This is a genomic window from Streptomyces phaeofaciens (assembly GCF_014648915.1).
GTDB classification, from domain to species: domain Bacteria; phylum Actinomycetota; class Actinomycetes; order Streptomycetales; family Streptomycetaceae; genus Streptomyces; species Streptomyces phaeofaciens.
The window spans coordinates 78,310-97,898 of record NZ_BMSA01000019.1; the positions used below are offsets into that span (position 1 = coordinate 78,310).

The window sequence follows — 19,589 nt, forward strand, 5'->3', positions numbered from 1 at the left end:
GGTTCACCTCCGGCCTACCCGTCAGTACATTGACGTCATGTCTAACAAGAGGGGCCGGATACCGCTCAAGGCCCGCAAGGTGTCCTTCTCCTGGGACGGCACACCGCTGCACTGGGTCCCCGGCGATCCGTTCGCCACCCACACCATGAACGTGCTGCACCTGCTGCTGCCGGCCGGCGAACGCTGGTTCGTGCACGTCTACCGGCAGGTGCTGCCGTACATCCGGGACGAGCGGCTGCGCGAGGACGTCATCGGGTTCATCGGCCAGGAGGCCATGCACTCCCAGGCGCACGACGAGGTGCTGCCGCACCTCAAGGAGCAGGGGCTCGACCCGACGCCGTACACCGCGCAGGTCGACTGGTTCTTCGAGAAGCTGCTCGGCGACCGCACGCTGCCGCCCGGGCGGGCGCGGCGCTGGTGGCTGATGGAGCGGGTGGCGCTGATAGCGGCCATCGAGCACTACACCGCCTTCCTCGGCGACTGGATCCTCAACGCCGAGGAGCTGGACCGCCGGGGCGCCGATCCGACCATGCTGGACCTGCTGCGCTGGCACGGCGCGGAGGAGGTCGAGCACCGCTCGGTCGCCTTCGACCTCTTCACCCATCTCGACGGCGGCTACCGGCGCCGGGTGCGCACCTGGGCGACCGCGTTCGCGGCCCTGGTCTTCCTCTTCCAGCGCGGGACGCGCTTCTTCATGGAGAACGACCCGACACTCGTCGACGGGAAGGCGAGCTTCCGGGACTTCTACGTCCGCGGCCGGCGGGGCACACTACCCGCGACCGGCGATCTGCTGAAGTCCGTCCCGCGCTATCTGAGCCGGAGCTACCACCCCTCGCAGGAGGGCTCCACGGAGCAGGCGGCCGCCTATCTGGCGACCTCTCCCGCGGCGCTGGCGGCCGAGGCGGCCGAGTCGGAGGGCGCGGGCGTCCCGTCCGCCCGCGTCGAGAAGGGAGCCGTGTGATGCCGAGGCCCGTGACCGTGGCGGCCGTCGCCGGTGCGGCGTGGCTGGTGAAGCGGGCGTTGCGGCGCCGGATCCAGGTCTCCCCGCTGTGGCCGATGCCCGCACTGGAGGAACCGGTCTCCGGGCGGCCGCGGTCGCGCGCGCTGCGGCTGCGGGTGGCCGCGCACGAGACGATCGCCGACGGGGTCGTCCGGCTGCGCCTCGAGGGGCGGGAGCTGCCGCGCTGGGCGCCGGGGGCGCACATCGAGCTGGTGCTGCCGTCGGGGCTGGTGCGGCAGTACTCGCTGTGCGGGGACCCGGAGGACACCTCGTCGTACACCGTCGCCGTGCGGCTGGTGACGGACGGGCGGGGCGGCTCGCGGGAGGTGCACGGGCTGCGGGAGGGCACGCAGGTCGAGGTGCGGGGGCCGCGGAACCGGTTCGCGCTCGTGGCCGCGCCCTCGTACGTCTTCGTCGCGGGCGGCATCGGGATCACGCCGGTCCTGCCGATGCTGCGGGCACTGCCCGAGGATGCCGACTGGCGGCTGGTGTACGCCGGCCGGACCCGCGCCTCGATGCCGTTCCTGGAGGAGATCGAGAAGCTCGGCAGGACGGGGGTCCCCGCGCCGGAGCGGGAGCGGGTGACGGTCGTCGAGGGGCGGCCGGCCCTCGACGCGCTGCCGGCGGAGCTGCCCGAGGGGGCGGCCGTCTACGCCTGCGGGCCGGAGGGGCTCATGGCGGCGGTGGCCGAGCGGGTACCGGCCGTGCGGGTCGAGCGGTTCGGGGCGCGGGCCGCGACCGGAGTCCCCTTCGAGGTCGAACTCCGGCGCACGGGACGGGTGTTGACGGTCCCGGCCGACTCGTCCGTGCTCTCCGCCGTACGCGCCGAGCTGCCGGGCACCCTCTACTCCTGCGAGCAGGGATTCTGCGGCACCTGCCGACAGCGGGTGGTGGCCGGGGAAGTGGACCACCAAGACGAGCTGTTGACGGACGCGGAACGCGCCGACTCGATGCTCATCTGTGTGTCGCGGGCGCGAAGTGATCGTCTGGTGCTGGACATGTGAACGCTCATGGCCGGTCCGGGCCGTTCGAGGCCTGAATCGATCGGTAAGGTGTCCGCATGAGTACCGGGGTTCGCCGCAGGATGGGAGTCGAGGAGCGGCGGCAGCAGTTGATCGGCGTCGCCCTCGAACTGTTCGCCAAGCGCTCCCCCGACGAGGTCTCGATCGACGAGATAGCCGCGACCGCCGGCATCTCCCGGCCCCTCGTCTACCACTACTTCCCCGGCAAACTCAGCCTGTACGAGGCGGCGTTGAAGCGTGCCTCGGAGGATCTCGCGAGCCGGTTCGTCGAGGCGCACGACGGGCCGCTGGGCTCCCGGCTGCTCCGGGTGATGCGGCGCTACTTCGACTTCGTGGACGAGCACGGCCCCGGCTTCTCCGCCCTGATGCGCGGCGGCCCCGCGGTCGGCTCCTCGACCACCAACGCCCTCATCGACTCCGTACGCCAGGCCGCCTACGAGCAGATCCTGTCGCACCTGGGGGTCACCGACCCGCCCGCCCGGCTCGAACTCGTCGTGCGCTCGTGGATCTCGCTCGCCGAGTCGACCGCGCTGATCTGGCTGGACGGGCGGCGCATCCCGCGCCAGGAGCTGGAGGTGCAGCTCGTGCACGACTTCGCCGCGCTGACCGCCGTGAGCGCCGCCTACGACGACGAGATGCGGACGTTGCTGCGCCCGATGCTCGGCGGCGAGCCGGCCGACGGCCCCTTCGGGGACCTGGCCACCCGGCTCATCGCCCTCGCGTCGTAGCCGCCGCCTGCCGCTCCCGGCCCTTCCTAGCCCTCGTACTTGCGGTACGACGGGTCCAGGTCGCGCACCTCGGCGGAGGCGTGCAGCACGAAGCCGTCGCCCGCCACATGCTCGCGCAGCAGCTCCAGGACGGCCTCGGTCAGCTTCGCCTTGGTCTCGTCGGTACGCCCGGCCAGCAGCCCGAGGGTGACGTGCACGATCGCGTGGCGCTGCTCGGCGGGGTCCTCGTAGCCGAACGCCGTGAAGTCGGCCTCGCGGAACAGCGTCTTGCAGGCCTCCGGCTTGGCGGCCGCGATCTCGACCACCAAGGTGTGCAGGGCCCGTGCGAAGGCACCCCGGTCGAAGGACGGGCTCATCGCACCGGAGTGGTCGACGGTGATCTGCGGCATGGTCGCTCCTGTTCCAGTCGTCTGCGACGTTCACCCTAGTCGCAGCGCCAGCATCGCGATGTCGTCCTCCCGGTCCTGGCCGAACCGGCCGAGAAGCAGGTCGCACAGGGCGTCCACGCCGGGCGGGGCCCCGGCGGCGGTCTCGCGCAGCCGGTCCAGACAGACGCCGATGTCCGTGCCGCGGGTCTCGACGAGGCCGTCGGTCACCATCAGCAACCGGTCCGTGCGGGCCAGCACCAGCTCCGCCGGCTCCGGCCGCCGCAGACCGAGCCCCAGCAGCGGCCCGTCCGCGTCGACGTACGCGGCGCCACCGCCGTCCGCCACGACCAGCGGCGGGAGATGGCCCGCGTTGGCGACCCGCACCCGGCCGGTGCCGGGGTGGAGCAGCGCCAGACAGACGGTCGCCGTGACGTCGGGGTGGTAGCGCTGGAGCATCCGGTCGAGCCGGGCGGCCAGCGCCGCCGGGTCCGGATCCTCGACGCAGTAGGCGCGCAGCGCGTGCCGGATCTCCACCATCACGGTGGCCGCCTCCAGCGAGTGCCCCACCACGTCGCCGACCGCCGTGAGCACCCCGGCCCCGGTGGACACGGCCGCGTAGAAGTCGCCGCCGATCTCGGTCTCCCGGGACGCGGGCACGTACCGCACCGCCAGGTCCACGCCGGGCACCTCGGGCAGCAGTCCCTGCGGCAGGGGCAGGAAACTGCGCTGGAGGGTGAGCGCCACATGCCGTTCCGCCTGGTACCTCAGCAGCGGTTCGGCGGCCAGCGCGGCGGCCTCGGCGAGCCGGGCGACCAGAGCGTCGCCGGCACCGGCCCCGGCGGGCATCGCCAGACAGACCGGCGTACGACGCCCCCGGGGCACCGCCAGCACCAGGCGGGCCTCCTCCCGGACCCCGGGCCGCAGGAACCCGGCGGGCCACAGCGACGCCGGCACCACGGCACTGCGCACCCCGCCGCGCCCCGCCGTGAGCCGGGCGACCAGTCCGGCCACCTTCTCGTGCGCCGCCGCGTCCGGCAGGGCGAGTGCGGCACGCTCCCGGGACGCGCCCCGGTGCAGCTCGCCACCCGGTCCGAGCACGAAGGCGACGGCCGGTGAGCCGGTCAGCCGGGCCGCGCCCTCCGCCGCCGCGTCGGCCAGCTCCGCCGGACAGCGCGCGGCCTGCACGGCGCCGACCGCCTCCGCGAGGAGCGTCAGCCGCCGCGCCAGCGCCTCGGCGTCCCCGTGCCGGCGGGCGCCGCGCACCGCGGCCCGGACGACGGCCTGGACCTCCAGCGGATCGGCGGGGACCGTCAGATACGCCTCACCGCCCGCGTCCAGTCCCCGGCACCGGTCGCGCGGGGCGACCACGGCGGCCGAGAAGTAGACGACGGGCAGCGCGGCGGTGGGCGGCCGGGACTTCAGCCGGCGGCACAGGTCGAAGCCGCTCATGTCCGGCAGTCCGACGTCCACCAGCGCCACGTCGGGCAGCCGGCCGGTCCGCTGCCGCTCGTCGAGTTCACGGAGCGCCTCGCGGCCGCCGGCCACGGGCACCACCCGGTGGCCGGCCCGGCGCAGGACCGGGCCCAGGGCATGGCGGCCCGCCGGCACGTCGTCGACGACCAGCACGGTCGTGTCGCTCTGTTCGCGGTTGCCGTACATCTTCCGGCGCCTTCGAAGGGACATGGTGAGGGGGCGGCCCCGAACCGGGACCGCCCCCTCAACGTAGTTCCTTATCAGGTGGCCGGGGAGAAGACCGCCACCGTGCGACCCGGAACGGTGAACGTGCCGGATTCCCGCTCGTACGAGGCGGACTTGACGATAGAGTCCGCCCCCGCGGCCTGGACCGGATGCAGTCGGTAACCCGCTCCGGCGGCGGCGTCGACGCGCTGCCGCTGGGTGTCCGGCGTCGCGTTGAACACGACGACCAGGTCGCCCAGCCGCATGGTGATCACACCCGGTGTCTCGTCCTTGCCCGACAGCGGGAAGGAGAGCGCCGACTGCACCCGCGCGGTCGTGCCGAGGGAGAAGGTCTTCTCCGTCGTACGGATCCTGAGCAGGTCCTGGTAGGCGGCGGAGGCCCCGGTGATCTGCGGGCAGCCCACCTGGACGGTGGTCAGCAGGGGCTTGGCGTACGGCCACTTGGCGGCGTTGTCGGCGGCCGGCGGAAGACCGGTTCCGAAGCCGTTTCCGTCGGCGCAGTTCCAGCGGATCGCGTTGAACCAGTCGCCGCTGTCGTAGGAGTTGCGGTCCAGGGACTTGGAACGCAGCAGGTCACTGCCGGCCTGGGAGAGCGCCGGGCCCTGGGAGAGCGTGGCCGTGGCCATCGCGAGGACCTGCATCCGGGCCCGGTCGGCGGCCGAGGTGTCCTTCGGCAGCTTGAAGGCGAGAGCGTCGAACAGGGACTCGTTGTCGTGCGCGTCGGCGTAGGCGAGGGCGTCGCCCGGGGCGTCCGCGTATCCGGCGGGCTGGCCGTTGTAGTCGACCTGGGCGCCGCTGACCTCCTTGCCGTCGGTGTCGGTGAAGCGGTATCCCGCGAGGTTTCCGGAGAGCCCGACCTTGATCAGGTCCTGGTAGTGCAGCAGCCGGGCCTTCTGCTCGGCCTCCGTCCCGTTCGCCGTGGAGGTGTTGGGGTCGGTGTAGAGCCCGGACGCGAAACCCTGAACGCCGGGGTCGGAGTCGAAGGGGCCGCCGCCGCGCACCGCGTCACGGGCGCGGTCGGAGAACGTCGCGACGCCGGTTCCCGCCATGTTCTTCTGGGTGGCCTGCACGAAGCGGGCGTCGTCGGCGACCTCGCCGAAGTTCCAGCCCTCGCCGTACAGGATGATCTTCTTGCCGTCCACGCCGTCCTCGGCGAGGGTCAGCGCGTCCAGCGCCTTGCGGACCGCCAGGATGTTGGCCTTCGGGTGGTGGCCCATCAGGTCGAAGCGGAAACCGTCGACCTTGTACTCCTTGGCCCAGGTGACGATCGAGTCGACGACCAGCTTGCCCATCATCGCGTTCTCGGTGGCGGTGTTGGCGCAGCAGGTGCTGTTGGCGACCGAGCCGTCCGCGAGGAGCCGCTGGTAGTAGCCGGGGACGACCTTGTCCAGCACGCTGTTCGCCGCCTGGCCGCCGGCGGCCGTGTGGTTGTAGACGACGTCCATGACGACCCGCAGGCCGTCCTCGTTGATCGCCTTCACCATCCTGCGGAACTCGACGTTACGGGTGGTGCCGTCCGGGTCGGTGGCGTACGACCCCTCGGGGACCGTGTAGTGGTACGGGTCGTAGCCCCAGTTGTAGGCGTCCTTCGCGGCGATCGCGGCGACGCACTCCTGCTGCTTCTCGGAGTCGGCGGGGTAGGACGCGAGGTCGCAGTCGGTGGTGGCCTGGTCGGCCTTGCGCTCGGGGATGGTGGCGATGTCGAAGACCGGCAGGAGGTGGACGTAGGAGGTGCCGGCCTTCGCCAGCGCCTTCAGGTGCCGGGAGCCGTCGCTGAACTTGTCGGTGAAGGCCAGGTAGGTGCCCTGGTCCCGCTTCGGGGTCGTCGGGTCGGCGACCGAGAAGTCCCGGACGTGCAGCTCCTGGATCTGGGCGTCCTTCAGCGGGACGGCCCGGGGCTTGGTGTACGTGTTCCAGCCGGCGGGGGCGAGGGACCGGTCGGCGAGGTCGACGACCAGGCTGCGCGCGGAGTCGGCGGTGAGCGCGACGGAGTAGGGGTCGGTGACCTTGTTGGTGACGACCTTCCCGGCGCCGGGCGCCCACACCTTCACCACGTACCGGTAGGGCTTGCCCTTCCAGGACGAGGGGCCGGTGACGGACCACACGCCGGTGGTGGCGTCGCGCTTCATGGCGACCACGGAGCCGCCCAGCTCCAGCTTCACCGACTGCGCGGTGGGGGCCCAGACGGACAGGGTGGGGCGGCCGTGCCGGAAGACCGGCCCGAGCGCGGCCTTCGTCGCGGCCGGGTACAGGTCGTCGAGCACGCCCGCGATCTGCACCCCGGTCGCCGCGAGCACGGCGCCGTTCACGGCCCGCTGGGAGGCGACGACCTGGCCGCCGAGGGCGGCGCGCACCCGGTCGCGGTCGCGCGGGTCGACGGACCAGGCGGTGTACGCCTTCAGGTGCGGGAACTTCGCCCGCTGCGCGTCGGTCAGTTGCGTCTTCGTCAGCCGGAGCCACTTGGCGTCCCCGGTGAGGGCACCGTTCTCCACGGCGATCCCGCCGCCCTTGCTGTAGAGCAGCTGGGTGGAGGCGGCCGCCTCGGAGCCGTTCCAGGCAACCGTGTTCCGGTCGATCCAGACCGCCTTGGAGGTGCTCAGGTCGAGCGCGGCGGCGGAGCCGGCCGGCTGCGGCAGCAGGTACTTCTCCTGGCCGCCCAGCAGCCACACCTCGTTGCCGTTCGCCCGCAGGTCCAGCGACTGGTCCGACGGGAGGTCCTTGTCGTCGCCCTGGTGGATGATGTAGCTGAGGCTGGTGGCGCCGCTGGTGAGGGGCACCTCGAAGACCGCGCCGTAGGCGTCGGTGCGCACCGGCTTCAGCGGGCTCGACCACTCGGTGGGGTTCGCGGCACCGGTCCAGGTGTGCAGGCCCCAGCCGTCGTAGTCGCCGTCGGCGCGGTGGTAGTGCAGGACGGCCTTGGCCGTGTCCTGCGCCGGGTACTCCGGCCGCTCCGTCGTCACGTCCGCCACGCCCTGCTCGATCCAGACCTCGCCGGTGCGGGTCACGTCGATGGTGCGGTCGGCGGCGACGTCCTTGTTGCCGTCCTTGTCGATGACGAGGAAGCCGACGGACGAGGCGCCGGGCTTGAGCTTGACGTAGGCGAAGGCGCCGTAGGCGTCCCGGCCGGTGAAGGGGTGGCTGTCCGGCCAGTTCGTCGACTCGCCGTCGGCGAGGTCGCCCCAGGCGTACACGCCCCAGTCGGCGTAGTCGCCGTCGGTGCGCTTGTAGTGGACGATCGCGTAGTCGCGGGAGGAGGCGGTGGGGATCTCCTCGGCGGGCGGGGTGCCGGTGGTGGAGGCGGCGGTGGCGCTCGCGGTGCGGCCCGCCGAGTCGACGACGACCGCCTTGTAGCGCAGGGCCGTTCCGGCCGGTACGTCCTTGCCGATGACCTGCCTGACCTTGTACGGGGCGTGGTCGGCGGAGCCGAGCGTCCGCCAGGTGCCGTTGCCGGTCTGGGCGGCGAAGACGACCCGGTTGAGCCGGCCGCCGTCGACGTCGGCGCTCAGCTCGACGGTGCCGGTGGCACCGGCGGCGGGGGCCTGAAGGGTGATCGTCGGCTTGGCGGCGGACCCGGCGGGCTTGCCGGCCGCCTTCAGGACGATGGTCGAACCGGCGGGGACGGTGACGGTGAGCTTCTTGTCGGCGCCGCTCTTCAGGGAGGCGTTGCCGCCGTAGATCCCCCGGTACAGCGTGCCGGCCGAGCCGGTCGTGAACGTCGCCGTCTTCGCGTCGTCGGCGTTGTTGAAGGCGACGACGTACTCCGTGCCCGACTTCGCGTCGGTCCGGGAGACGGCGTAGACGCCGGCGCCGTCGGCCGCGTACCGCTCGGTCTGGATTCCGTCGGCGAGCGCCGGGTTGGCCCTGCGCAGCTGGGAGAGGGCGCTGATCTGCCGGTACAGCGGCGCCTTCGTGTCGTAGGCGTCGCTCGCGTGGGTGCGGTCGGTGCCGATCTCGTCGTCGTCGAGGTAGTCGGCGGTGCGGGAGGCGAACAGGGTCTGGCGGGCGTCCTTGTCGCCGCCGGCGCCGGTGAAGCCCTGTTCGTCGCCGTAGTAGACGACCGGGTTGCCGCGGCTGAGGAACATCAGCTCGTTGGCGAGCCGGTCCTTGGCGAGGAGTTCGGCGTCGGTGGCCTTGGGGTTGTCCTGGTTCAGGAAGTACCCGATGCGGCCCATGTCGTGGTTGCCGAGGAAGGTGACCTGCTCGTACGCGTTGGCCTTGTCGGTCGTGTACTTGTAGTCGTCGGCGAACATCCGGGAGAGCGTCTGCGCGCTGCCGCCCTGGGAGGCGTACTGGCGGGCCGCCTCCTGGAAGGGGAAGTCGAGGGTGGCGTCGAGGCGGCCCTCGGTGACGTACGGGGACGTGACGTCCGTGTCGGCGGAGTAGACCTCGCCGAACATGAAGAAGTCGTCCCGTCCGTGCCGGGCCGCGTAGGCGTCCAGGGCGGTGGCCCACTGGGTCCAGAACTCCATGTCGACGTGCTTCACGGTGTCGATCCGGAAGCCGTCGATGTCGAAGTCCCTGACCCACCGCTGGTAGATCTTCTCCATCCCGCCGACGACCTCGGGACGCTCGGTCCACAGGTCGTCGAGGCCGGAGAAGTCGCCGCTCTCGGAGCTCTCACCGGCGAAGGTGGAGTCGCCGCGGTTGTGGTACATCGTCGGGTCGTTGAGCCAGGACGGGACCTTGGAGTCCGCCGTGGCCTTCGGCGTACGCGGGAAGGAGTCGGTGTCGACGTCGGGGAACCCCTTGCCGCCGGCCGCGTAGTCGGCGTCGTCGAAGGGCTCGCCGTCCTCGGTCAGGTACGGGAAAGCGCCCTTGGAGAGGTAGTCGTAGGACTTCTCCTCGTAGTCGACGACATCGGCGGTGTGGTTGGTGATGACGTCGAAGAAGACCTTCATGCCCTTGGCATGCGCCTTGGAGATGAGGGTCTCGAGGTCCTTGTTGGTGCCGAAGTGCGGGTCGACCTGGGTGAAGTCGGTGATCCAGTAGCCGTGGTAGCCGGCGGAGGCGTTGGCGCCGGTGCCCTGCACGGGCCGGTTCTTGAAGATCGGCGCCATCCAGATGGCGGTGGTGCCCATGCCCTTGATGTAGTCGAGGCGCTGGGTCAGACCCTTGAGGTCGCCGCCCTGGTAGAAGCCCTTGTCGGTGGGGTCGTAGCCGGTGGCGAGCCGTGAGCCGGTCAGGCCGCCCCGGTCGTTGCGCCGGTCGCCATTGGCGAAACGGTCCGGCAGGACGAAGTAGAACTGCTCGCGCGTGGCGTCGTGGCGGGCGGGCGCGGCGGCGAGCTTCGCGTCGCTCGGCGGCGCGGGCGGTGTGGCGGCGCCGGCGGCCAGGGGCTGGACGAGGGCCGCGGCGAGCGCGGCGACGGTGACGGTCGCGACCCGTCCGGCATGAGCGCTGCGGCGCGTCGGTGGCGCCGGCCATCTCGGTATCACAGGCGTGAACTCCTAGCGATTACGGCTCTCTTGGGTCCGACCCCTGCGCCGCGGCACGGCCTGATCGGCTTCGTTGCCGGGCGCCCGCGCGACCGTATCGCTAACGAAAGGTTTACAGCAAGAGGCTTGAAACCGATGGAAAGAACTTTCACATCGCACCTTGACGGGCTGTTCCCAACTGGCCCAGTCTCACCAGTTGTTGAAGCCCGAACCCGCCACCCCCCTCCCTCTGCAACCCTTACGGAGCCGCAGATGAGCAGACACCGGCCCCCGGGTGTCGTCCGCCGCACGGCGAGTGCCGCGGCCGCGGCCGCACTGGCCCTCGCCGGAGCGATCGCCCTGCCCGCCGCCCCCGCCCGGGCGGACGCCACGACCTCGGGCGACGTGATCGCCAACCTCTGGGAGTACAACTGGAACTCGGTCGCGGCCGAGTGCGCGGACGTCCTCGGCCCGGGCGGCTACGGCGCCGTCTGGGTCGCCCCGCCGTCCGAGTCCCTCAAGCAGTCGAACTACTACTGGTGGGACGTCTACCAGCCCTACTCGTACGAGCTGAGTGGCCGATTCGGGACGGCGGCCCAGTTCGCGAGCATGGTGGACGCCTGCCACGACGCGGGCGTGAAGGTCTACACGGACGCGGTGATCAACCACACCGCCGCCCAGACCGGAACCGGCTACCGCGGCACGACGCTCACCAACAAGTACGACACCCCCGACTGGGACCCCGGCGACTTCCACACCTCGGCGGAGTGCAACGACTCCGACCTGATCATCGACGACTGGTCCAACCTCTCCGAGATCCAGAACTGCGAGCTGCTCGGGCTGCCCGACCTGGAGACCGAGGACGACAACGTCCGCTCGGGCATCGCCGCCTATCTCAACGAGCAGATCGCCCTCGGCGTCGACGGGTTCCGCGTCGACGCCGCCAAGCACATCCCGGTCGCCGACCTGAACGCGATCCGGGCGAAGCTCGACGACACGACGTCGGGCGCGGACCCGTACGTCTTCCAGGAGGTCTACCCGGGCTCCGCCCCCGCGGCCTCCGACTACTACGCCTCGGGCGACGTCCTGGACTTCACCTACGCGAGCAGGATGAAGTCCGCCTTCCAGGGCAATGTCTCGGACCTGGAGTCCCTGGCCTCCTCCGGGATCCTCACCCCGGCGAACTCGGTGTCCTTCGTGACCAACCACGACACCGAGCGCAACGGCCTGCACATGAGCTACAAGGACGGCGACACCTACCGGCTCGCCAACATCTTCCAGCTCGCCTACAAGTGGTCGACGCCCACGGTCTACTCCGGCTTCGAGTTCTCCTCCTCCGACCAGGCCCCGCCGAACTCGGGCGGTTTCGTCACCGACACCACCTGCGGCTCGGGCTGGTACTGCCTGCAGCGGGACGCCGCGATCACCGGCATGGTGAAGTGGCACAACGCGGTCGGCTCGGCGGCGGTCACCAACTGGTCGACCAAGTCGTCGAGCGTCATCGGCTTCGCCCGCGGCACCGGCGGCTATGTCGCGATCAACAACGGCTCCTCCGCGGCCACGTACACCTTCGCGACCGGCATGGCCGACGGCACCTACGCCAATGTCGTCGACAACGGCGGCTCGACGGTCACGGTCTCCGGCGGCAACGCCACGCTCACCCTCCCGGCGAAGGGCGCGATCGCGTTCTACGACGGCGCGTTCACCCCGTGCGACACGTCCTGCGAGGAGCCGGACGACGGCACCTCGACCGTGGCCGCGACCCTCGAGGAGTACGCCCCGACCGCCTCGGGCACCACGGTGTACGTCGTCGGCTCGATCACCGCCCTGGGAGGGTGGGACACCTCCAAGGCCGTCCCGCTGTCGTCCTCGGGCTACCCCCTCTGGTCGGGGGCGGTGAACGTGCCGGTCAACACGGCGTTCGAGTACAAGTACATCAAGAAGGACGCGTCCGGGAACGTGACCTGGGAGTCCAACGCCAACCGGACGGCCGCGACGACCACGTCGGCGCTCACCCTCGCCAACTCGTGGAACCTCGCGAGCGCGAGCGCCACCGACCTGACCTTCCGGGTCGACGCGACGACCGACTGGGGCACCAACGTCTACGTCGTCGGCTCGGTCGCCTCGCTGGGCTCCTGGAACACCGCCGACGCGATCCCGCTGTCGTCGGCCTCGTACCCGGCCTGGAGCAGGACGGTCATCGTCCCCAGGAGCACGGCCCTGGCCTACAAGTACATCAAGAAGGACGCCTCGGGGAACGTGACCTGGGAGTCCGGGACGAACCGCTCGTACACGACGGGCGGTTCGTCCGGATACACCGTGAACGACACCTGGAAGTAGCGGCAGAGCCCGCTCAGCAGCTCGACTTCCCGGCGTAGATCGCCAGCGCCGTGTTCGCGCCCAGGGTGGCGGTGAACTGCCCACCGGAGTTCACCGCCACCGTGGTGTTGTTCTGCACGTTGCAGTACGTTCCCGCCGGCAGCGAGGTCTGGTACGTCCGGGTGAGCGAGCCGCCCTCGTGGTTGATGGCCACGTATCCCTTGGCGCCCCGGCCGAAGGCGATCGCGTCGCCCCCGTTGTCCCACCAGTCGCCGACCGCCGCGCCGCGGGTGGCGTTGCGGAAGCCGACCATGCGCAGGATCTCCGGCCAGGCGTGCTGGCACTTCCAGCCGTTCTGCCAGCAGGCGCTCACCGAACCGCCGCTCGGGGGTCCGGCGTCGATGTCCGACCACTCGTAGCCGGAGTTGATGTCCGGGGCACCGTAGGGGTACGCCAGCATGAAGACGTTCGCCAGGGTGTAGTCGGCGCCGTTCTTGTAGTTGAGCGTCGAGCCGTTGCGCTCGGTGTCGTGGTTGTCGACGAAGACACCCGAGACCGAGCTGCTCATGTAGCCCCAGCCCTCGCCGTAGTTCTTGAGGTAGGCGAGGTTCTCGTTGGTGAAGACCCGCTTGAGGTCGTAGGCGTAGCGGAACTCCTGCACGTCCCCGTTGCCCGTGTACTCCGTGGGCTGGACGGCCTCGCCGCTGCCGTAGATGGCCTCCTGCTTCCAGTAGACGGAAGGGTTGGTCAGCCGCGACTTGATGTTGGCGAGGTCGGCGGTGTCGATGTGCTTGGCCGCGTCGATCCGGAAGCCGTCGACGCCCAGCGTCAGCAGGTCGTTCATGTAGCCGGCGATGGCACCGCGGACGTAGCTCTCGCCGGTGTCGAGGTCGGCCAGGCCGACCAGTTCGCAGTGCTGGACGTTCCAGCGGTCGCTGTAGTTGGAGACCTGGGAGGTGCAGTCGTCGAAGTCGTTGGACGAGTACAGACCCGGGTAGGTGTACTTCGTGTACGACGAGCCGCCGGTGCCGGTGCCGGAGCCCGCGGACATGTGGTTGATCACGGTGTCGACGACGACCTTGACCCCCGCCGCGTGGCAGGTGTTCACCATGTTCGTGAAGGCCGTACGGTCGCCCAGCCGCCCCGCGATCTTGTAGCTGACCGGCTGGTACGAGGTCCACCACTGCGAGCCCTGTATGTGCTCGGCGGGCGGCGAGACCTGGACGTAGCCGTAGCCGGCCGGGCCCAGGGTGTTGGTGCACTCCTTGGCGACCGAGGCGAAGTTCCACTCGAAGAGGACCGCGGTGACGTCCTTGGTGCCGGGAGGGGAGGCGTACGCCGCGCCGGGGGCCATGAGGGCGGCTGTGACGGCGGTGAGGGCGGCGGCGCTTGAAACGATTCTGCTGCGTGCCATGTGGGGTTCCTTCGACGTTGAAGGCTGTTGCTGAAATCTTTCAGAAACCTTGCAGTGGCGCGATGTTAAGGCTCCGTCGGCCAAAAAGGCAGCGGGCTGCGTGAAAGATCTGCAAGAAGTTACCGGGTGACGATCCGTCAGACCGGCTCCACGGGCGGGCGGTTCGGGAAAACAGCGAGGCCCGCCACTCCCCCAAGAGTGACGGGCCCCGTGCCGGAGGATCAGGCAGTCGTGAACCAGACCGTGGTGTCGGCCGGGAGCTTCGCCTCACCGTCCGCCTCCGCCACCTCGCCGCTGGCGAGCAGGACACGGCCGTACGCCGGGATCCGTGCCGACTCGCCCGAGGTGTTCGCGACGCACACGAAGTCGCCGCGACGGAAGGCCAGTACGCCCTCGGGGGCCTTCAGCCACTCCACCGAGTCGCCCGCGCCGAGGTCGGGCCGGGAGCGGCGGACGGCGAGGGCCGAGCGGTAGAGCTCCAGGGTCGAGCCGTCGACGCCCTCCTGGGCCTCCACGCTCAGTTCGGCCCAGCTCGCCGGCTGGGGCAGCCAGCTGCCACCGCTGCCGAAGCCGTACGACGAGCCCTCGCGGGTCCACGGGATCGGCACCCGGCAGCCGTCGCGGAAGCCGTCCTGGCCGGCGCCGCGGAAGTACGCCGGGTCCTGGCGCACCTCGTCGGGCAGGTCGACGACGTCCGGGAGGCCGAGCTCCTCGCCCTGGTAGATGTAGGCCGAGCCGGGCAGGGCCAGCATGAGCAGGGTGGCCGCCCGGGCGCGGCGCAGGCCGAGCTCCGGGTCGCCCGCCGTGCGGATCTGGGTGCCGAGACCGGGCGGGTTGGCGAAGCGGGTGGTGTGGCGGGTGACGTCGTGGTTCGACAGGACCCAGGTCGCCGGGGCGCCCACCGGGCGCATCGCCTCCAGCGTGCGGTCCACGACCTTGCGCAGTTCCTCGGCGTCCCACTCGGTGCCCAGGTACTGGAAGTTGAAGGCCTGGTGGAGCTCGTCGGGGCGGACGTAGTGGGCGGTGCGCTCGACCGTGGGGGTCCAGGCCTCCGCGACGAAGATCCGCTCGCCCGCGTACTCGTCGAGGATGAGCCGCCACTGCCGGTAGATGGCGTGGACGCCGTCCTGGTCGAAGAACGGCATGGCATCGTTGCCGAGCAGCTTCACCTGGTCGTGGGTGCCGAGGTCGGGCAGACCGGGCGCCTTGACCAGGCCGTGGGCCACGTCGATGCGGAAACCGTCGACGCCCATGTCCAGCCAGAACCGCAGGACGGAGCGGAACTCGTCGCCGACCGCCGGGTGGTCCCAGTTGAAGTCGGGCTGCTCGGGGGCGAAGAGGTGCAGGTACCACTCGCCGGCCGAGCCGTCCGGCTCGGTGACCCGGGTCCACGAGGGGCCGCCGAAGATGGACTCCCAGTCGTTGGGCGGGAGTTCGCCGTTCTCGCCCTTGCCGGGACGGAAGTGGTAGCGCTCCCGCAGCGGGGAACCGGGACCCTCGGCCACCGCCCGCTTGAACCACTCGTGCTGGTCCGAGGAGTGGTTGGGGACGAGGTCGACGATGATCCTCAGGCCCAGCTCGCGCGCGTCGCGGATCAGGGCGTCGGCGTCGAGGAGGTTGCCGAACATGGGGTCGACGGCGCGGTAGTCGGCCACGTCGTAGCCGGCGTCGGCCTGGGGGGAGGCGTAGAAGGGGCTGAGCCACACGGCGTCCACACCGAGGTCGCGCAGGTACGGGAGACGGGAGCGTACGCCTTCCAGGTCGCCCATGCCGTCGCCGTTGCTGTCGGCGAAGCTGCGCGGGTACACCTGGTAGATCACGGCGTCCCGCCACCAGTCGCGGCGCTGGGCGACCGTGGCGACGGCCGCTGCGGCGGTGGGGGTCGGGGCCGGGGCTGCGGAGTGCTGCTGGCTCATGGCGTCCTTGAAACGATGGGGCTCCCCCCGCTCGAGCGAGGCCGAGAGTGGGGGAGGGTGGTGTTCATGGGTTGTCGGGTGGGGCGACGGGTGGGCCCGTGAGACCGGGCCCGGGGCGGGGCCGGGTGCCGTGGTGAGGCCGAAGGCGGTGGCACCGGGAGGGTGGCGGGGTGACGAGGCGGCCGCGGGTCAGCGGGGTCGGATGGACACCGCGGCCGCCACCCGCGCGATCAGGCGCGCGGGAGTCTTGTCACCGGATCACCGGATCACCGGTTCTCTGGCCTTTCTGGCTCTCCCATTGTCCGGCTTTCCGGCTCGCGGCGGGGTGTCACCCCTTCGTGCCGCCGGCGGTCAGACCGGTGACCAGGTTCTTCTGCACCAGGTAGAAGAACAAGGCGGCCGGTATCGCGATCAGGACCGCGGTCGCGGCCATCAGGTTGCGCTGGGCGTCGTGCTCGCTCACGAAGGACTGCAGACCGACGGCGAGCGTGTACTTGTCGTCGCTCAGCATGAACGTCGAGGCGAAGGCGACCTCGCTGAAGGCGGTGAGGAAGTTGTAGAAGGCGGCCACCGCGATCCCGGGCTTGGCCAGCGGCAGGATCAGCCGCAGGAAGGTGCCGAAGGGGGTGAGCCCGTCGACGCGGCCGGCCTCGTCGATCTCGAAGGGGATGGTGTCGAAGTACCCCTTGAGCAGCCAGGCGCTGTACGGCACCACCGTCGTGCAGTAGACGAGGACGAGGCCGAAGTAGTTGTCGACGAGCTTGAGGTCCGAGAGGATCTGGTACATCGGGACCATCAGCACGGCCACCGGGAACATCTGGGTGACCAGCAGGATCCACATGAACTTCTTGTAGCCGGGGAAGCGCATGCGGGAGACCGCGTAGCCGGTGGTGGCGGCGATCAGCACACCGATGGCCGTGGTGCCCAGGGTGACGATGAGGGAGCTCTTCAGCCAGTTGAAGAACTCGGTGTGCTGGAGGACGAACGAGTAGTTGTCGAACGACATCTTGCCCCAGATGTCACCGGGGTGCAGATAGTCGTCCTTGTCCGGCCCGAGGGACAGGTAGACCAGCCAGGCGATCGGGAAGAGCGCGATCACGCTGGCGGCGATCAGCACGCCGTGCGAGACGAGGGAGCCGGCCAGGGTGTTCTCACCCCGGCGCCGGGCCCGGCGGGGAGCCTTCACGGAATCCTTCTTCACCGGGGCGGAGCTCTCGGCTGTGGTGGTACTCATGGGAACTCCTGCCCTCAGATCGCGAGCTGCTGCTCGTTGCGGTTCAGCCAGCGACGGTAGAACGAGGTGAAGACGATCAGGATGGCCAGCAGCAACATGCCGTAGGCGGCGGACTGCGCGAAGTCACGCGGCTGCTGTCCGAAGCCGAGGTAGTACGCCCAGGTGACCAGGATCTGCGCGTCGGGTGCGGTGTTGCCGAACAGCAGGAAGATCACGGCGAACTGGTTGAAGGTCCAGATGATGCCGAGGAGCACCACGGTGGAGCTGACCGACCTCAGGCCCGGCAGGGTCACGTACCGGAAGCGCTGCCAGGCGCTGGCGCCGTCCATTTCGGCGGCCTCGTACAGGGAGGCGTCGATGGCCTGGAGGCCACCGAGCAGCGAGATCATCATGAACGGCACACCGCACCAGGTGTTCACCATGATCGCGGCGAACCGCTGCCAGAAGGTGTCCTCGAGCCACAGCGGGGTGGGCAGGTGCAGCGCGTCGAGCGCGGAGTTGATGACGCCGCCGTCGGCGAGCATGAAACGCCAGCCGAAGACGGTGACGAACGTGGGCACCGCCCAGGGCAGCACCAGGACCAGCCGGTAGAGGGTGCGGCCGCGCAGCTTCTGGTTGAGCAGCAGGGCGAGGCCGAGGCCGATGGTGTAGTGCAGGGCGACACAGGCCGCCGTCCACACGATCGTCCAGATGAAGTGCGACCAGAAGCGGTCGTACGCCGTGGGGCCCCACAGGATGTCGGCGTAGTTGTCGAGGCCGATGAACTGGTAGGTGGCGTCGATGTGGTTGACGCCGATCGTGCGCGCGGTGTTGAGGCTGTTGGCGTCGGTGAGGGTGAGGTAGAAGCCGTACACCAGGGGATAGACCACCAGGACGCCGAGGACGACCGCCACCGGGGCGATCATCACGTAGGCGTACCAGTGTTTCTGGTACCCGCGCTTCAGGCGCCGGCCCAGACCGGGCCGTGGCTCGTGGTCACCGCGACGCTTGCCGGTCGCGCGGTCGATGGCGACTGTCATTGGTTTGACAACCTTCGTGAAGTCCTGTGGATCAACGGGTGTACGGCTCACAGGCCGACGGGGCCGTCGGATCCGTCCCCTCTACAAGGAAGATCCGACGGCCCGGCGGGGCCTACTTGCTGAAGTCGGGCACCAGCTTGGCGATGGAGGTCTCGGCGGTGCTCAGACCCTTCTCGAGGGACTCCTTGCCACCCGCGATCTTGGGCAGCTCGGTGTCCAGCGGGCCCCACAGGGAGCTGTACTCGGGCAGCGCCGGGCGCGGCTGGGCGGCGGACAGGACCGTGCCGTAGCCGGCGATGGCCGCGTTGGCCTTGACCTCGGCGGTGTAGGCGTCGTCGCGCGTCGGAAGCGTGGAGTTCTTCAGCGCGATGGTGGCCTGGGACTTCGCCGACGTCATGAAGTTGACGAACTTCAGCGAGGCCTCCTGGTGGGCCTTGTCCGAGCCGGCGTAGACCGAGAGGTTGTGGCCGCCGGTCGGGGCGCCCGCCTTGCCGGAGGAGCCGGCCGGGACGGTGGCGATGCCCAGGTTGGCCTGGTCCTTGAAGGCGCTGCCCTTGTAGAAGTTCGTGATCTCCCAGGGACCCTGGACGATCGCGGCGACCTTGCCGTTGACGAACGCGTCCTGGATGTGGGCGTACGCGTCGGCGGTGGTGTCCGCCTTGTGCAGGCCCTTGCCGTCGAAGAGGCCGAGCCAGGTGCCGTACGCCTTCTTCGCCTCCGCCGAGTTGACGGTGATCTTCTTGGCGTCGGCGTCGACCGTGTCGGTGCCCTCGCCGTAGAGGAAGGACTGGGCGTAGTAGGCCTGGGTGGAGCCCCAGTAGCCGTCGACGCCGGTCTTGGCCTTGATCGTGGCGGCCGCGGTCTTCAGGTCGTCCCAGGTCTTCGGGGCCTCGGTGATGCCGGCCTTCTCGAAGAGCGCCTTGTTGTAGACGAGCGCGAGGGTGTCGGTGACGAACGGCACACCGTACGTCTTGCCCTCGTACTTGGCCTGCTCGACCAGGTTGGACTTGAACTTCGCCTGGTCGGCGAGGGCCTCGGTGCCGTCCAGCGGCAGGAAGTAGCCCTTCTTGGCGAAGGCGGGCGTCCAGCCGACCTCGGAGCGCAGGATGTCCGGGGCGCCGGAGGCACCGGCGGCCGTGTCGAACTTGTTCTGCGCCTGGTCGAAGGGCACGTTGACGTACTTGACCTTGATGTTCTTGTTGGCGGCCTCGAACTCCTTGGCCAAGGCCTGGTACGTCGGCGCCTCATTGGTGGCGTTGGAGGTGTCCCACCAGGTGATGGTCACCGGGCCGTCCGCCTTGTCACTGCCGCTGTCGTCTCCGCCGCAGGCCGTCGCCGCGAGGGCGAGGGACGCCACCAGCGCAGTGGCCGCTATGCCACGCCGCATGAGTTTCTCCTTGAGGGTGAAAGCCCGTATAGCTACAGGAGGCGGTCCCGTCCGCCGCTCCTGTCGACTT

12 protein-coding genes are annotated in these 19,589 nt (G+C 70.2%); 4 read left to right on the forward strand and 8 right to left on the reverse strand.

Annotated elements, in window-relative coordinates; all coding sequences use genetic code 11:
* The first annotated feature begins 37 nt into the window (after positions 1 to 37).
* Genes IE275_RS28565 through IE275_RS28575 form a run of 3 tightly spaced genes read left to right on the forward strand, consistent with a single transcriptional unit; the run spans position 38 to position 2,750 of the window.
* The gene (locus IE275_RS28565; protein ID WP_189714318.1) at positions 38 to 961 is read left to right on the forward strand and encodes a metal-dependent hydrolase; all 924 of its coding nucleotides are present in this window, start codon (positions 38 to 40) and stop codon (positions 959 to 961) included.
* Positions 961 to 2,004 (forward strand): PDR/VanB family oxidoreductase, encoded by a 1,044-nt coding sequence (locus IE275_RS28570; protein ID WP_189714319.1) that lies wholly within the window; start codon positions 961 to 963, stop codon positions 2,002 to 2,004. Before IE275_RS28565 ends, IE275_RS28570 begins: the two co-directional genes overlap by 1 nt.
* Positions 2,005 to 2,060: 56 nt before the next feature.
* Positions 2,061 to 2,750 carry a TetR/AcrR family transcriptional regulator gene (locus tag IE275_RS28575; protein ID WP_189714320.1) on the forward strand — a complete coding sequence of 230 codons (690 nt, stop codon included), beginning with the start codon at positions 2,061 to 2,063 and terminating at the stop codon, positions 2,748 to 2,750.
* 26 nt (positions 2,751 to 2,776) lie between these two features.
* Here the strand turns inward: IE275_RS28575 and IE275_RS28580 are convergent, their stop codons facing one another.
* The 3 genes from IE275_RS28580 to pulA all read right to left on the reverse strand — a co-directional run bounded on the left by IE275_RS28580 (position 2,777) and on the right by pulA (position 10,251).
* The gene (locus IE275_RS28580; RefSeq protein WP_189714321.1) at positions 2,777 to 3,139 is read right to left on the reverse strand and encodes a 5-carboxymethyl-2-hydroxymuconate Delta-isomerase; all 363 of its coding nucleotides are present in this window, start codon (positions 3,137 to 3,139) and stop codon (positions 2,777 to 2,779) included.
* Positions 3,140 to 3,169: 30 nt separating this feature from the next.
* Complete coding sequence (locus tag IE275_RS28585) at positions 3,170 to 4,777, reverse strand: fused response regulator/phosphatase (RefSeq protein ID WP_189714322.1); 1,608 nt, start codon at positions 4,775 to 4,777, stop codon at positions 3,170 to 3,172.
* A gap of 74 nt (positions 4,778 to 4,851) precedes the next feature.
* Entirely contained in the window at positions 4,852 to 10,251 is a 5,400-nt protein-coding gene (pulA, locus tag IE275_RS28590) for a pullulanase-type alpha-1,6-glucosidase (RefSeq protein ID WP_189714323.1), read from the reverse strand.
* A 252-nt stretch (positions 10,252 to 10,503) separates the two neighbouring features.
* On the opposite strand from pulA, the gene IE275_RS28595 reads away from it, so the two are divergent.
* Complete coding sequence (locus IE275_RS28595; RefSeq protein ID WP_189714324.1) at positions 10,504 to 12,570, forward strand: carbohydrate-binding module family 20 domain-containing protein; 2,067 nt, start codon at positions 10,504 to 10,506, stop codon at positions 12,568 to 12,570.
* A 13-nt stretch (positions 12,571 to 12,583) separates the two neighbouring features.
* Here the strand turns inward: IE275_RS28595 and IE275_RS28600 are convergent, their stop codons facing one another.
* From IE275_RS28600 to IE275_RS28620, 5 genes are all read right to left on the reverse strand, one after another.
* On the reverse strand, positions 12,584 to 13,963 hold the full coding sequence (locus tag IE275_RS28600; protein WP_189714325.1) for an alpha-amylase: 1,380 nt from the start codon (positions 13,961 to 13,963) through the stop codon (positions 12,584 to 12,586).
* 221 nt (positions 13,964 to 14,184) lie between these two features.
* Positions 14,185 to 15,879, reverse strand: coding sequence for a glycoside hydrolase family 13 protein (locus IE275_RS28605; RefSeq protein ID WP_189714326.1), 1,695 nt, complete (start codon positions 15,877 to 15,879; stop codon positions 14,185 to 14,187).
* A gap of 328 nt (positions 15,880 to 16,207) precedes the next feature.
* Complete coding sequence (locus IE275_RS28610; protein ID WP_189714327.1) at positions 16,208 to 17,113, reverse strand: sugar ABC transporter permease; 906 nt, start codon at positions 17,111 to 17,113, stop codon at positions 16,208 to 16,210.
* Positions 17,114 to 17,127: 14 nt separating this feature from the next.
* Entirely contained in the window at positions 17,128 to 18,132 is a 1,005-nt protein-coding gene (locus IE275_RS28615; protein WP_189714328.1) for a carbohydrate ABC transporter permease, read from the reverse strand.
* A 112-nt stretch (positions 18,133 to 18,244) separates the two neighbouring features.
* Positions 18,245 to 19,519: an extracellular solute-binding protein gene (locus IE275_RS28620; RefSeq protein ID WP_189714329.1), complete on the reverse strand. Its 1,275-nt coding sequence runs from the start codon at positions 19,517 to 19,519 to the stop codon at positions 18,245 to 18,247.
* Positions 19,520 to 19,589: the final 70 nt, after the last annotated feature.